The sequence below is a fragment of the Pantoea sp. USHLN256 genome (assembly GCF_037149875.1).
Lineage (GTDB): Bacteria > Pseudomonadota > Gammaproteobacteria > Enterobacterales > Enterobacteriaceae > Pantoea > Pantoea nemavictus.
The window spans coordinates 1-14277 of record NZ_JBBCQO010000007.1; the positions used below are offsets into that span (position 1 = coordinate 1).

Genomic DNA, 14277 nt, shown 5'->3' on the forward strand with positions numbered 1-14277 from the left:
AAGGCGTTGCATGGTAACGGTCTCAGTCCAGGGCATAGTGAGTCTCCTCTGCTATGCCATTTATAACTGTTACCCATGTGCCCGGTCTAAAGTGTTACCCATGTGCCCGGTCTAAAGTGTTACCCATGTGCCCGGTTTGTACCTTTATGGCGACCGCAACCACTCACAATCCAACCAAACTCTCTAATGGAATACCAAACTGCTTATGCAGATTACGGATCATTTCCAGTGATAAAGAACGTTTCCCATTGAGCACTTCATAAACGCGATTACGACGACCGATGGCAGGCTCCAAATCTTTGGCTGTCAGCCCTTGTTGCTCCATGCGGAATTTAATGGCTTCAATCGGATCTGCCGCCTCTATGGGATAATGCTTTTTTTCCCATGCCTCAATGAGCATGCTCATCACGATCATATAATCGCTCTCTGGCGTGCCGAGCTCAGGCACATTTTCAAAGAGCGGCGAGATAGCCTCAAGAGCGGCTTCGTAATCCTGTTCGGAATGAATGGGTTTAATGGTTAGTGTCATTAGCGTTGCTCCACCGTATTAGCGTCAATCGCGTCATATTCCCGATGTGTGCCGATAAACGTTATAAATATCAGCTTCTGTGGATACGCGATGGCCGCTATCAGTCGATAATCGTTTCCTTTGATGTTGAATACCACTCGGCTACCTTTAAGAATGCTGGCGTGGCGGTATTGTTCCTTGATGTCTGCCGGGCTTGACCAGTCGGCCTTTTGTGCTTCATCAATCCAGGCTCTCAACGGCTGCGAAGAGTCGGGGTTCGCCGTCATAAACTCCCTTAATGACCTTACCGATATAATTCTCATGCAGCGCATCTTAATCCCGTTTTGGGACTATAACAAACCTGAATCCCAATTTGGGACATTTCTTGCGTTAGGCATAAAAAAAGAGGCTGCTTGCGCGGCCTCTCATCTCTGCAGCAAACAATGCTACCTTGTTACTTCCCCACCACATGCGCCGTTTCGCGCGCTTCATCGTTGGCGGCATCCGGTGTAACAACGGGCTCGTAATCGAGCTGCAGCACGCGGCTGGTATCGGCCAGCACTTTCTCGGTCAGCGCCACATCGCCATTCAACTTGCGGCCCCACGATGGGATCACCATGCGGATTTTGGTCTGCCATTCCGGTGAACGCATCTGCTCTGGGAAGGCTTTCGCCATCAGCTCGAGCATAATCGGTGCCGCGGTTGATGCACCAGGCGATGCGCCGAGCAGCGCCGAAATTGTACCGTCTTCCGAGGTCACCACTTCAGTGCCCAGACGCAGGACGCCGCCCTCTTTGGCATCATTTTTGATGATCTGCACGCGCTGGCCTGCCGTCACCAAACGCCAATCTTCCTGCTGTGCCTGCGGTACGTAAGCACGTAAGGCTTCCATACGATCGCTGTCGCTTTGCAGCACCTGATCAACCAGATATTTCACCAGGTCGAAACTCTTCAGGCCAACCTGCACCATCGGTTTCAGGTTACTGCCATTCATCGCACCGAACATATCCAGCAGCGAACCTTGCTTGAGGAATTTGGTGGAGAAGGTGGCGAACGGGCCAAACAGCAGCACTTGTTTGCCATCCAGCACGCGCGTATCGACATGCGGCACCGACATCGGCGGGGCGCCGACGCTGGCTTTGCCATACACCTTCGCCATGTGCTGTTTCACCACCTCCGGATTTTCCGTCACCAGGAAAGAGCCGCCCACCGGGAAACCGGCGTAGCCTTTCACTTCCGGAATGCCTGATTTCTGCAGCAGCGGCAACGCCGCGCCGCCGGCACCAATAAACAGCTGGCGCGTGGTCAGCACGCGATCTTCGCCGCTGACCAGATTATGCAGGCTTACCTGCCAGCGGCCATCGCTCAGGCGCTTGATATCACGCACTTCCTGGCGCAGACGCAGACGGAAATTGGCTTTCTTCTCTAAAGCAGCAATCAGCTGACGCGTCACTTCACCGAAGTTCACGTCGGTACCCATCTCGGTCCAGGTGGCGGCGACTTTCTGCTTGCTGTCACGCCCGTTCATCACCAGCGGAATCCACTGGGTGATTTGATCGCGGTCTTCTGAATAGCTCATGCCGCGGAACAGCGTACTTTTCTGCAACGCATTGAAGCGCTTGCGCAGGAATTCAACGTTATCGTCGCCCCAGACGAAACTCATGTGCGGCGTACTGTGGATAAAGCTTTTGGGATTGCGCAGGTTGCCTTTCTGAACGTGATAAGCCCAGAACTGGCGCGAAATCTGGAACGATTCGTTAATCGCCACCGCTTTAGCGATGTCGATGCTGCCATCTGCCTTCTGCGGCGTATAGTTCAGCTCGGCCAGCGCGGCGTGGCCGGTGCCAGCGTTGTTCCAGCCATTCGAGGATTCAACCGCCACGTCATCAAGGCGTTCAACCATCTCAATCGACCAGTCAGGCTCGAGATCCTGCAGCCATGTGCCGAGGGTCGCACTCATCACGCCTGCGCCAATCAGCAGTACGTCGACGTCTTTTCGTTCCTGAAGGTTTGCGCTTTCCTTGCCAGCGGCGGCGAGCGCCAGATTTACCGCAGTAGTACTCATGAGGCGACATCTCCTCTCTCTGTTGACCTGAAGCTCAACAGGTTCGCAGGCGAAATAGCCGCGCTTCTTTCGAGCGCGTGGCGCTACTTCTCAAAGGTTAAGACTCAGGTATAAGTCATGGGGACGATAACGGTTAACTGCACGTTATGCATATGCATTCGAATATAACATTCTCGTATCGGAATTAAACGTTTGTTTATTTTTTAAAGGCGGAAATGATTCAGCATAAGAATTAATCAGCTCAACCCCGCTGCCATAAGGGATTTTTATCTCTTAATCAGACGCTTATAGTAATGTGAATGTTATGGGTTTGTGGGTGTTATTGGCGGGTGCGTTAATAGGTAGTGAGGTGTGTCACAATTTAACTGTATGAATTTTAAGTGATTTACGTAAATTGACTATTTATGCGGAATTTATGTTGCGTGATATTTCGCCATGCCGTGTAAAAGTAATGTTACATTTTTGTGGTGATGAATTTAGGCGTGAGCAGGCATGCCATGCAGAAGAAAAATGCATCACCTTGCAGGAAAAGCGATCAGCGCGAGCGACGTCGCCACAGGAAGCGAATCACGAAGAACTCAATCGCGCCCAGCAGCAAAAACCACAGGCTAAAGACAATCGTATACAGCTGATTAACATCCATCAGGTGCAAACTTTCTTGCAGCTGTTTTGCCAGCTCAATGCCAAACGAGGGCGCGGGCAGCAGCAGTGCAGAGAGAAAGCCCAGCAGCAGAATGCCACCCGGGATAATCAGCGTTTCGAACGGGTTATTCATGGTCATTTTTCCAAATCAGTTAGCGCGGGCATTAGCGCATAAAATGGCGCTGGGGTGCAATCCCCGTGCCGGATCGCGCTAAGAAATTTCTTCTATTCCATTCACTTAGCGTCAAAAATAGCGAAAGTTAAGAGTTATAGCCTTTGCTATACTTAAAGCCCTGATTTTACTGTCTTTTTTTTGGTGTTTTTGCGTGTTAGACTGCGCGCACTTTTTCATTACTGAACAATAAATGCGGAGAAGTAGCGGCTTCAGGGCCTGTTCCGCGGCATTGATTGAAAACCCATGACATTTATCGCAACCCTGATTCTGGCCTTTGGTATGTCGATGGACGCTTTCGCTGCAGCACTGGGCAAAGGCGCATCATTGCATCGCCCGAATTTCAAAGAAGCGCTGCGTACGGGCTTGATCTTTGGCGTCATTGAAATGCTGACGCCGCTGATTGGCTGGGCAATTGGCCTGGCGGCCAGTCGCTATGTTATGGCATGGGATCACTGGGTCGCTTTCGGTCTATTAAGCGTGCTGGGCGGCCGTATGATCATGGAAGGCTTCCGTCAAACGGCTGATGAGCCCTGCGAAGCGCCGCAGCGTCACGGTTTTATGGTGCTGGCATTAACCGCTGTCGCCACCAGTCTGGATGCGCTGGCGGTGGGTGTGGGTTTGGCATTTCTGCAGGTCAATATCATCATGACCGCCGTCACCATCGGCGCCGCCACCACCGTGATGGCGACCACCGGCGTGCTGGTTGGACGTTTTATCGGCCCGGTAATGGGCAAATGGGCTGAAGTGCTTGGCGGCGTGGTACTGATCAGTATTGGCTGCACCATTTTAAGCCAGCACATGGGTTGGTTTAACTAACGATGCTGCTGCCTGGTGCGCATAAATGCGCACCCTACAACTTCAACTGCGCCTACCGTAGGGTCGCCATTCATGGCGACCACCGCAAACCTGCAATAAATCCTATTCTGTGATCTACTTCAAAAATAATTGCGGTAAAAACGCTCAGACGCTATACTTTTTGCGTATTTCTTCAACAATTTTTGAATCAGGTGCTTTATGAAACGCTTTTTCCGCTACGTGTTCCGTTCTTATGTAGAAACCTTCAAACACGTACCGCCGGGTGCTCTTAATTAAGATCTCCCCAGAATACCCTCGATAATCGCGGTCAGGGATCGACCTGTGGTTATCAACTGTTTTCTTATCTCTCCAACCGCTTTCCCTGCCATTTCCCCGCTAATAGATTGATTTATCCCTTCAGCCATCACATTTCGATCTGGCTATAGCCGCAGGTTATACCCCGCAACTAAACAAGCATTCGTCACCCTTTCTTCTGCATGAAATAGTCAGCTCAGGCCCTATAAACCGTCTGAAACGAGAAACATCATGCTGATCCCACAACCTTATTTACTCTTCCTCGGCGACGTAACCGATCCACTGGCCGCTAAAACAGCACGCGGTATTCAGGTCTGGCGACCGGAGCAGTGCGTTGGCGAAATCAAATTGCCGGGCTGCACCGTCAGCCTTGGCCTCGACGAGCTCGATATTAACGCTGCTAAAGCGCGCGGGGCCAAAACGCTGGTGCTCGGTACCGCCAATGCCGGTGGTTACCTGCCAACACACTGGCTCGACACGGTAAAAAGCGCCATTTCTGCTGGTATGAACGTTGCCAGCGGTTTACATCATCGTTTGGTGGATGAGCCTGAGCTGGTGGCATTGGCCAAAGAGTTCGGCGTGGAGCTGTTCGACCTGCGCCATATGCGTCCAAAACTGAACGTCGGCAGCGGTAAAAAGCGTACAGGTAAGCGAGTGCTTACTGTTGGCACTGACTGCTCAGTGGGCAAAATGTACACCTCGCTGGCGCTGGAAGCGGCGATGCGCGAACGCGGCATGAAAGCCGATTTCCGCGCTACCGGTCAGACCGGCATTTTAGTGGCAGGCGAAGGGATTGCGATTGATGCGGTGATTGCCGACTTCATCGCCGGTGCCGTTGAAGCGCTGTCGCCCGCCAATGACGCCGATCACTGGGATATCGTTGAAGGTCAGGGTTCGCTGTTCCATCCTTCCTATGCTGGCGTCAGCATGGGCCTGATTCACGGTGCGCAGCCGCACTGGCTGGTGATGTGCCACGAAATGGGCCGTCCGCATATGCGCCATCTGCCGCATCAGCCGATGGTCAGCCTGAAAGATTGTGTCGAAGCCAACCTGCGCGCGGCGCATGTCACCAGTGATGCCGTGCAGCTGGCCGGTTTCGCCATCAACACCTCGAACTACAGCGAAGAGGAAGCGCGCGCCTATTGTGCAGAGGTCAGCGCTGAATTCGGCGTGCCTGCCACCGATCCGGTGCGCTTCGGCATTGCGGATATCGCCGCGCTGCTGCAGGAGCGCGGCTAACATGCGGCGCATGCAGATTGAAGTGCTGGAGCTGCCGCTGGCGCGTCCGTTTGCCATCTCGCGTGGCACGCGTACGGCGGTTACGGTAATTCGCGTGACGCTGGAGCAAAACGGCTTTATTGGCCGTGGCGAATGTACGCCAACGCCACGCTACGATGAAACGCCGGAAAGCGTCAACGCCGAACTGGACGCGCTGCGCGCCGACATTGAAGCGGGTTTGAGCCGCCTCGATCTGCAAAGCCGTTTGTCTGCGGGTTCAGCGCGTAATGCGCTGGACTGTGCGTTGTGGCGCCTGGATGCTGCACTGGCGAAACACACGCTGTGGCAACAGTGCGAACGCCTTCAGCCGCCCTCGGTGATCACCGCCGAAACCCTCAGCCTCGATTCCATCGCGAACATGGCCGCCGCTGCTGCCGATGCGGTATCACGTGGTGCCATCCTGCTGAAAATCAAACTCAATCGCGACGAAATTCTGGAGAAAGTCGCCGCGATTCGTCAGGCCGCGCCGCGCGCCACGTTAATCATTGATGCTAACGAAGCCTGGTCAGGCGTGGATTTGCCCAGCCTGCTCAACGCGCTGGTCAGCTTTAACATTGCGATGGTCGAGCAGCCGCTGCCGGCGGGTCAGGATCAGGCGCTGCAGCGTTTTGCGCACCCGATTCCAATCTGTGCCGATGAGAGCTGCCACACGCGGGAAGACATCGCGCCGCTGCGCAATCGCTACGAAATGATCAACATCAAGCTGGATAAGTGCGGCGGTTTAACCGAAGCGCTGGCGATGGTGGAAGAGGCGCAGAAGCTGGATATGCGGCTGATGGTGGGCTGCATGCTCGGCTCATCACTGGCGATGGAGGCGGCGTTGCCGGTGGCGATTGGCGCGGAACACGTCGACCTCGATGGCCCGATCTGGTTGGCCGCTGACAGCTCGCCGTTCCTTTCTTACGCTCAAGGCCAAATCTGGCTGTAACCCGCACGCGGAGCAACGATGACGGACACTTTACTTACCCCCAACGCCGCCAGCGTTGCCGGTTCACCACCGGTGCTCGCGATTCAGGACCTCAGCGTCAGCTTTCGCGGCCGCAGCGGCGAAAATCAGGCGCTGAAGGGCATTAGTTTTAATATTCATCAGGGCGAAATCGTCGCCGTGGTGGGCGAAAGTGGCTCGGGTAAATCGGTCACCTCGCTGGCGGTGATGGGCTTACTCGCCGCCTCTGGCCGCATCGATCGCGGCAGCATGCAGTTTCGCGATCGTCAGGGCAAAGCCCATCAACTGGCCAGCCTGAATGAACCTCAGCGCCGCGCCCTGCGTGGCCGCGAGATGGCGATGATTTTTCAGGAGCCGATGACCTCGCTCAATCCGGTATTACGCGTTGGCGATCAGCTGACCGAAGCGCTGCGTGACCACCAGATTTGTGACAAAAGCCAGGCCGAGGCGCGCGCGCGCGAATTACTGCGTCAGGTGCGCATCGCCGATGTGGATCGCGTTATGAAAAGCTATCCGCATTCGCTGTCGGGCGGCATGCGCCAGCGCGTGATGATTGCCCAGGCGCTGGCCTGCGATCCGCAGCTGTTAATTGCCGATGAGCCGACCACCGCGCTGGACGTTACCGTGCAGGCGCGCATTCTGCACATCCTGCGTGATCTGCAACGCGAGAAGCAAATGGCGGTGCTGTTTATCACCCACGACATGGGTGTGGTGGCCGAAATCGCCGATCGCGTGGTGGTGATGCTGCGAGGCGAAGTGGTTGAGCAGGGCACGGTCAGCGACATTTTCAATGCGCCGCAGCATCCTTATACCAAAGCGCTACTCGCCGCGGTGCCGAAGCTGGGCGATATGCGCGAACACGCGTGGCCGCAGCGTTTTCCGCTGTTGGGCAGCGAGGCCAACGATCGCAGCGAGCAGCGCACCGCGCGCTACGACGAAACGCCGCTGCTGGATGTGCGCGGTCTGAAAGTGTACTACCCGATTCGCAGCGGGATTTTCTCGGCGTTAACCCACCAGGTGCACGCGGTGGAGCAGATTGATTTCAGCCTGTGGCCGGGCGAAACCCTGGCGATTGTCGGCGAAAGCGGCTGCGGTAAATCTACCACCGGTCGTGCGCTGATGCGGCTGATCAACAGCGACGCCGACAGCATCCATTTCCAGGGTAATGAAATTGCCAATCTTAAAGAGGCGCAGTTCCAGCCGCTGCGCCGTGAAATCCAGATGGTGTTCCAGGATCCCTACGCCTCGCTCAATCCACGTTTGACGGTTGGTTTCACCATTGCTGAACCGCTGCTGCTGCACGGCATGGTGAAGTCGCTGGAAGAAGCCTCGCCGCAGGTCGATGCGCTGCTAAAAAGCGTGGGACTGCTGCCGGAACATGCGCAGCGCTATCCGCACGAGTTTTCCGGTGGCCAGCGTCAACGCATCGCCATCGCACGCGCTATGGCGTTGAAACCCAAAGTGATCATCGCCGATGAAGCGGTCTCGGCGCTCGACGTGTCGATTCAGGCACAGGTAGTCAATCTGATGATGGATCTGCAGCAGCAAACCGGCGTGGCGTGGATCTTTATCTCGCACGATATGGCGGTGGTAGAGCGCATCGCCAACCGCGTGGCGGTGATGTATCTCGGCCAGATTGTCGAGCTCGGGCCGCGCCAGTCGGTGTTTAACCAGCCACAACATCCTTATACCCAACGTCTGCTGGCCTCGGTGCCGGTAGCCGATCCCCAGAACCGTCAACCCCGCACTTTCGAAGAGAGCGAAATTCCTTCGCCGCTGCGCAAGGTGGGAGAAACGGTCATTAAACCGCGTTATCGCCAGGTTGCTCCGCAACACTGGGTCGCTGACTTTGTTTCGCGCTAACCCTCAATACCAGGAGATTTCATGAACCCGATTTTCCGCCGTACGGCGCTTGCGCTCGGATTGACCCTCTCGCTGGCCGCCGCGGCTCAGGCACAGGATCTGCGCATTTCGATGTATGCCGACATCACCGGCCTCGATCCGCACGATACCTCAGACAACGTTAGCTACTCGGTGCAGAGCGGCATCTTTGAACGCCTGTTCCAGTTCGATGCACAGATGAAGCTGCAGCCATGGCTGGCCACCCACTACACCAGCAACGACAGCGCCACCGAATTTACCCTGACGCTGCGTAAAGACGTCACTTTCCAGGACGGTACGCCGTTTGATGCCGAAGCGGTAAAAGCCAACCTCGATCGCCTCGCCGACCAGAAAAAAGGCCTCAAGCGCAACAGCCTGTACAAGATGATTGAGAAGGTGACGGTGCTGGCGCCGGATCAGGTAAAAATCGAGCTTAACCAATCGTTTGGTGCCTTCATCAACACGCTGGCGCATCCGTCGGCGGTGATGTGGAGCCCGGCAATCCTCAAGCAATATCCGGAAGAAGCGCAGCTGCGTCTGCATCCGGTGGGGACCGGTCCCTTCAAATTCGTCACATGGCAGCCGGGTAAAGCGGTGACGCTGGCAAAGTATGATGGCTACTGGCAAAAGGGCTGGCCGAAGGTGGATAACGTGATCTTCTCGCCAAGCCCGGAAGATGCTACGCGCGTCGCGGCACTGAAGTCGGGCCAGGTTGATGCGATCTGGCCGCTACCGTCGGATCTGATCGCCACCGTGCAGAGCGATAGCAAACTGGCGATCCAGCGCGATCCGAGCATTTACCTCTACTACATGGCGATCAACACCCAGCACAAGCCGCTGAATGATGTCCGCGTGCGTCAGGCGATCAACTACGCCATCGACCGCGATCTGTGGCTGAAAGTGGCGTTTGCCGGCATGGGTAAACCGGCCAGCTCGGCGATTCCGCAAGGCGTGCAGTTCTATCAGAAGCAGAGCGCGCCGAACTATCGCTATGCACCGGATGAAGCCAAAGCGCTGCTGAAAGCCGCCGGTTATCCGAACGGCCTCGACCTGAAACTGTGGGTCACCAACGCCACCGCCAGCGTGCGTGCCGCGCAGGTGCTGAAAGCGCAGCTGGCAACGGTCGGCATTCGCGCCACGGTCACGCCGATGGATTCCGGCACGCGTAACGCCAAACTGTGGGGCGTGAAGGATCCGAAAGAGGCGGAATTTGACCTCTATTACGGCGGCTGGTCGACCTCAACCGGTGATGCCGACTGGGCACTGCGTCCGCTTTATGCCACCGAATCCTGGGTGCCAACCTCGTACAACGTTTCGTACTTCAGCAATGCCGAAGCCGACAAAGCGATTGCCGGTGGCTTAGCCACCGCCGATCCGGCCAAACGTGGCGAGGCGTACGCTGAAGCGCAGAAAGTGTTGTGGAAAGAGGCACCGGTGGCTTTCCTCGGCACGCCAGACAATCTGGTTGGCAAGCGCAGCACGCTGAGCGGTGTGTCGATGCTGCCGGATGGTAACTTCCTGTTTAATCAGGCGGCGTTTAAGTAAAGGTTGGGTGGGTGCGGGCTGCCCCTACGAATGTGCTTGCTGTCCCCCTCCCCCCTCCTCGGTCCTCCCCCATAAATGGGGGAGGAAGATGCTGCCACATGTGAGTGCTGTAGCTGCAATGGGGGAGGAAGATGCTGCCACATGTGAGTGCTGTAGCTGCATGTGGCAGCGTCTCCTTCCCCCGCAAGCGGGGGAAGGCCGGGATGGGGGACAGCCAGCACGATCTGGGGCACCCAGCACAATCTGTTACACCCAGCACCATGCCAAATATAAAGGAACCGCATGTTCGCATACATCATTCGCCGACTGCTGGAGATGATCCCCGTTCTGCTGGTGGTCTCGCTGCTGGTCTTCGGCTTCATCAAGCTGCTGCCTGGCGATCCGGCGCGCATCTACGCTGGGCCGGATGCGCCTTTGGCTGCGGTGGAAGCCGCGCGTCAACATCTCGGGCTCAACGATCCGCTGCCGCAGCAATATATCAACTGGATCGGCGGCCTGCTGCGCGGCGATCTTGGCGTCACTTACCGCACCCAACAGCCGGTGCTGGACGTCATCAAACAAGGCTTTATGCCGACGATGTGGCTAGCGCTGGCGGGGTTTGCCTGGTCGGTGATTCTCGGCTTATTCCTCGGCGTCTTTGCCGCTCTGAAACGCGGTAAATGGCAGGACTGGACGTTGATGAGCGTCGCCGTCGGCGGCATCTCGATGCCGACCTTCTGGCTGGGTCTGTTGCTGATCCAGTTCGTCGCCATGCCGTTTGGCCTGTTTTCGGTCAGCGGCTTCAATCAACCCAGCGACATCGTATTACCGGCTATCACGCTCGGTTCGTCGGTGGCGGCGGTGATGGCGCGCTTCACCCGCTCGGCGTTTCTCGAAGTGGCGCAGGAAGATTACGTGCGCACCGCCAAAGCCAAAGGGCTGCGCAATCGGCTGGTGACGTGGAAACATGTGATGCGTAACGCATTGATCCCGGTGATCACCATGCTCGGCTTGCAGTTTGGTTTTCTGCTCGGCGGATCGATCGTGGTCGAAAGCGTCTTCAACTGGCCGGGATTAGGTTGGCTGTTGATCGAGTCGATCAAGGCGCAGGATCAGCCGGTGATCCAGGCGTTAGTGATGCTGTTCGTGTTTGAATTTATTGTGATTAATCTGCTGGTCGATCTGCTGTATGCCGTGGTCAACCCAGCGATTCGCCTGCGACAGGAGCCGTAATGAGTCTGCAATCTCTGCCTGCCCACGCGCAGGAGGCGATCCGTTCGCCGTGGCGTGATTTCCTGCACGCGCTGGTGCGTAATCCGCTGGCGCTGGTCTCCGGTGGCTTTGTACTGCTGCTGGTGCTGGTGGCTATTTTCGCGCCGTGGCTCGCGCCCTGGGACCCGATGGCGCCGGACTGGATGGCGCTGTCCTCGCCGCCGTCCAGCACGCACTGGATGGGCACCGACGAATTGGGCCGCGATCTCTTCAGCCGCATCATCTTTGGCGCGCGCATCTCGCTGTACGTCGGCGTGCTGTCGGTCACGCTCGGCATGGTGGTCGGCGTGCTACTGGGTCTGCTGGCGGGCTATTATGGCCGCTGGATCGATATGCTGATCATGCGCGGCTCCGACGTGCTGTTTGCCTTTCCTGGCATGCTACTGGCGATCGCGGTGGTAGCGATTCTCGGCCCGGGGCTGAATAACGTCATCATCGCGGTGGCGATCTTCAGCGTGCCGGTATTTGCGCGTATCGTGCGTGCTTCTACCTTGTCGCTGAAGCAGGCGGCGTACGTCGAAGCGGTGCGCTGTGCCGGTGCGCCGGATCGCGTGATTCTGCTGCGCCATATTCTGCCGGGCACGCTCTCTAACGTGATTGTCTATTTCACCATGCGTATCGGCACCAGTATTCTCACTGCTGCCGGGCTGAGTTTTATCGGCCTTGGCCCGGAACCCGATGTGCCGGAGTGGGGCAATATTCTGGCGATGAGCCGCAGCATGATGATGGCCGGCTTGTGGCACGTCAGCGTGTTTCCGGGGCTGGCGATATTTATTACCGTACTGGCGTTTAACCTGCTGGGTGACGCGCTGCGCGACACGCTCGATCCCAAACTAAAGAGCTAAGCATGGACTTTCAACAACTGCAGCGCGACCTGCTGCTGCAACGCTGGCGCAGCGAGCGTCAACTGGGACAACCGCGCATCGTTAGTGGTGCCAACAATCGCCTAAGCGATGTGCCGGGCGTGCGCGTCGGACATTACACGCTGGCCGATGGCGAGCGGCAAACCGGCGTCACCGCGATTGTGCCGCCGGGCGACAATCTGTTTACTCAGCCGCTGCCCTGTGCGGCTGCGGTGTTCAACGGTTTCGCAAAGCCGGTTGGCCTGGTGCAGGTTGAAGAGTTGGGCGTGCTGCAGACGCCGATTTTGCTCAGCAACACGCTGGCGGTGGGCACGCTATTTACCACGCTGGTGCGCGATGCCATCAGCCGCAACCACGAGTTGGGCCGCAGCTTGCCGACGGTCAATCCGCTGGCGCTGGAGTGCAACGATGGCTGGCTCAACGATATTCAGGCGCTGGCAATCACGGAAGCCATGGCGCAACAGGCACTGGATAACGCCACCGGCGATTTTGCGCGCGGCAGCGTCGGTGCCGGGCGCGGTATGAGCTGCTTCAGTTTAAAAGGTGGCATTGGCACGGCATCGCGCCTGATTCCGTCGCTCAATGCCACGCTTGGCGTATTCGTGCTGGCCAACTTTGGTGCCTTAACCGCGCTGACGCTGGATGGCGTGCGCCTCGGCGAGATGATTGCGCCGCTACTACCGGAACTGACGCCACAGCGTGATGCCGGCTCCATCATCATTATTATGGCGACCGATGCGCCGCTTGATGCACGGCAACTCAAGCGCGTCGCCAAACGCGCCGGTGCCGGTTTAGGACGTTTGGGCAGCTATTGGGGCCACGGTTCGGGCGATATTGCTGTGGCGTTCTCCACCCAGCCGCAACCGCAACCGCCGGAAGAATCGGCGCTGGAACCGCTGCTCGCCGCCGCTGCTGATGCCACCGAACACGCGGTGCTGGATGCCTTGCTGAGCGCCGAAGCCGTCACCGGTTTCCGCGGCCATCATCGCCCATCGTTAAGCGACGTTTTGGATCGATTGGCGCTGTCGTCCCGGTCGGCATAAATGCCGCCCCTACAAAACACATGACCGGTGCAGACATATCGCTTCGTAGGGTCGCCATTCATGGCGACCGTGTTAAAAATTGCACGGAACCCAAGATAACCTCATGAAAATATTCATCTCAGCCGATATCGAAGGCATTGCGGGCGTGATGCGCCCGGAACAGTGTTCACCCGGCCACGCGGAGTACCAACTGGCGCGTGGATTGATGGAACAGGAAGTCAACGCCGCTATCGATGGCGCATTTGCCGGTGGTGCCACCGAAGTGGTGGTGGCTGACAGCCACGCGCAGATGACCAACCTGCGTGCGGAAAATATCGATCCGCGTGCGCGCATGGTGCAGGGCAAACCGCGCGGTTTATCAATGGTGGAAGGCATCGAGCAGCAGCCGTTTGATGGCCTGTTCTTTATTGGCTATCACAGCGCGGCGGGCGAGCCTGGCGTGCTGGCGCACACCATTAACGGCCGCGCGTTCTGGCGTATTTACATCAACGGCAAGGTGATGGGCGAAAGCGACATTTATGCAGCAGCGGCGGCTGAACAGGGCACGCCGCTGTGGCTGGTGAGCGGTGACGATCAGCTTAAAGGCTGGATGGCTGAACACTATCCATCGGTGGATTACGTCTGCGTGAAACGCGCGATTTCGCACACCTGCGCGGAATCTATCAGTCCGCAGGCGGCGCAAAACGCCATTCGCGCAGCGGCGACCGCCGCCGTGCAGCGTAAACGGCAGGTCAGCACCACGCGCCTGAGCGCGCCTTATGATATGCAGCTGCAGGCCAGCAAACCGGTGCTGGCGGATCTGTTCAGCCTGATTCCCGGCGTGACGCGCATCGACGCGGTTACCGTCGGCTATCGCGCGGATGATATGAATACGCTGATTAGCCTGCTGAGCGCCTTCTCCTATCTGGCGAGCACGCAGTCTTAATTGAAATAATTTGCGCAATAAATTGCGCCGCTACATATATGTGCA

The 14277-nt window shown here is 57.1% G+C and carries 13 protein-coding genes; 9 read left to right on the forward strand and 4 right to left on the reverse strand.

Annotated elements, in window-relative coordinates; all coding sequences use genetic code 11:
• Positions 1-163 precede the first annotated feature (163 nt).
• The 4 genes from WFL93_RS16860 to WFL93_RS16875 all read right to left on the reverse strand — a co-directional run bounded on the left by WFL93_RS16860 (position 164) and on the right by WFL93_RS16875 (position 3348).
• Entirely contained in the window at positions 164-529 is a 366-nt protein-coding gene (locus tag WFL93_RS16860) for a helix-turn-helix domain-containing protein (RefSeq protein ID WP_336778617.1), read from the reverse strand.
• Entirely contained in the window at positions 529-831 is a 303-nt protein-coding gene (locus WFL93_RS16865; protein WP_336778618.1) for a type II toxin-antitoxin system HigB family toxin, read from the reverse strand. The genes WFL93_RS16860 and WFL93_RS16865 overlap by 1 nt, the downstream gene beginning before the upstream one ends.
• Positions 832-962: 131 nt before the next feature.
• Positions 963-2573 carry a malate dehydrogenase (quinone) gene (gene mqo / locus WFL93_RS16870; RefSeq protein WP_007891899.1) on the reverse strand — a complete coding sequence of 537 codons (1611 nt, stop codon included), beginning with the start codon at positions 2571-2573 and terminating at the stop codon, positions 963-965.
• A 535-nt stretch (positions 2574-3108) separates the two neighbouring features.
• A complete protein-coding gene (locus WFL93_RS16875) occupies positions 3109-3348 on the reverse strand; it encodes a DUF1158 domain-containing protein (protein ID WP_007891898.1) in 240 nt (79 codons plus the stop codon).
• A 285-nt stretch (positions 3349-3633) separates the two neighbouring features.
• Between WFL93_RS16875 and mntP the strand changes: the two genes are divergently transcribed.
• The 9 genes from mntP (at position 3634) to WFL93_RS16920 (ending at position 14232) form a co-directional block, all read left to right on the forward strand.
• Positions 3634-4206 carry a manganese efflux pump MntP gene (gene mntP, locus WFL93_RS16880; protein WP_007891897.1) on the forward strand — a complete coding sequence of 191 codons (573 nt, stop codon included), beginning with the start codon at positions 3634-3636 and terminating at the stop codon, positions 4204-4206.
• A 525-nt stretch (positions 4207-4731) separates the two neighbouring features.
• Positions 4732-5739: an N-acetyltransferase DgcN gene (gene dgcN / locus WFL93_RS16885; protein ID WP_007891896.1), complete on the forward strand. Its 1008-nt coding sequence runs from the start codon at positions 4732-4734 to the stop codon at positions 5737-5739.
• A 1-nt stretch (position 5740) separates the two neighbouring features.
• The gene (gene dgcA / locus WFL93_RS16890; RefSeq protein WP_336778619.1) at positions 5741-6706 is read left to right on the forward strand and encodes an N-acetyl-D-Glu racemase DgcA; all 966 of its coding nucleotides are present in this window, start codon (positions 5741-5743) and stop codon (positions 6704-6706) included.
• Between the two features lie 18 nt (positions 6707-6724).
• On the forward strand, positions 6725-8587 hold the full coding sequence (locus tag WFL93_RS16895) for an ABC transporter ATP-binding protein (protein WP_336778620.1): 1863 nt from the start codon (positions 6725-6727) through the stop codon (positions 8585-8587).
• Positions 8588-8608: 21 nt separating this feature from the next.
• A complete protein-coding gene (locus tag WFL93_RS16900; RefSeq protein WP_336778621.1) occupies positions 8609-10150 on the forward strand; it encodes a glutathione ABC transporter substrate-binding protein in 1542 nt (513 codons plus the stop codon).
• A 282-nt stretch (positions 10151-10432) separates the two neighbouring features.
• The gene (locus WFL93_RS16905; protein WP_007891892.1) at positions 10433-11362 is read left to right on the forward strand and encodes an ABC transporter permease; all 930 of its coding nucleotides are present in this window, start codon (positions 10433-10435) and stop codon (positions 11360-11362) included.
• Positions 11362-12246 (forward strand): ABC transporter permease subunit, encoded by an 885-nt coding sequence (locus WFL93_RS16910; RefSeq protein WP_007891891.1) that lies wholly within the window; start codon positions 11362-11364, stop codon positions 12244-12246. Before WFL93_RS16905 ends, WFL93_RS16910 begins: the two co-directional genes overlap by 1 nt.
• 2 nt (positions 12247-12248) lie before the next feature.
• Entirely contained in the window at positions 12249-13307 is a 1059-nt protein-coding gene (locus WFL93_RS16915; protein ID WP_336778622.1) for a DmpA family aminopeptidase, read from the forward strand.
• A gap of 103 nt (positions 13308-13410) precedes the next feature.
• On the forward strand, positions 13411-14232 hold the full coding sequence (locus tag WFL93_RS16920) for a M55 family metallopeptidase (RefSeq protein WP_336778623.1): 822 nt from the start codon (positions 13411-13413) through the stop codon (positions 14230-14232).
• Positions 14233-14277: the final 45 nt, after the last annotated feature.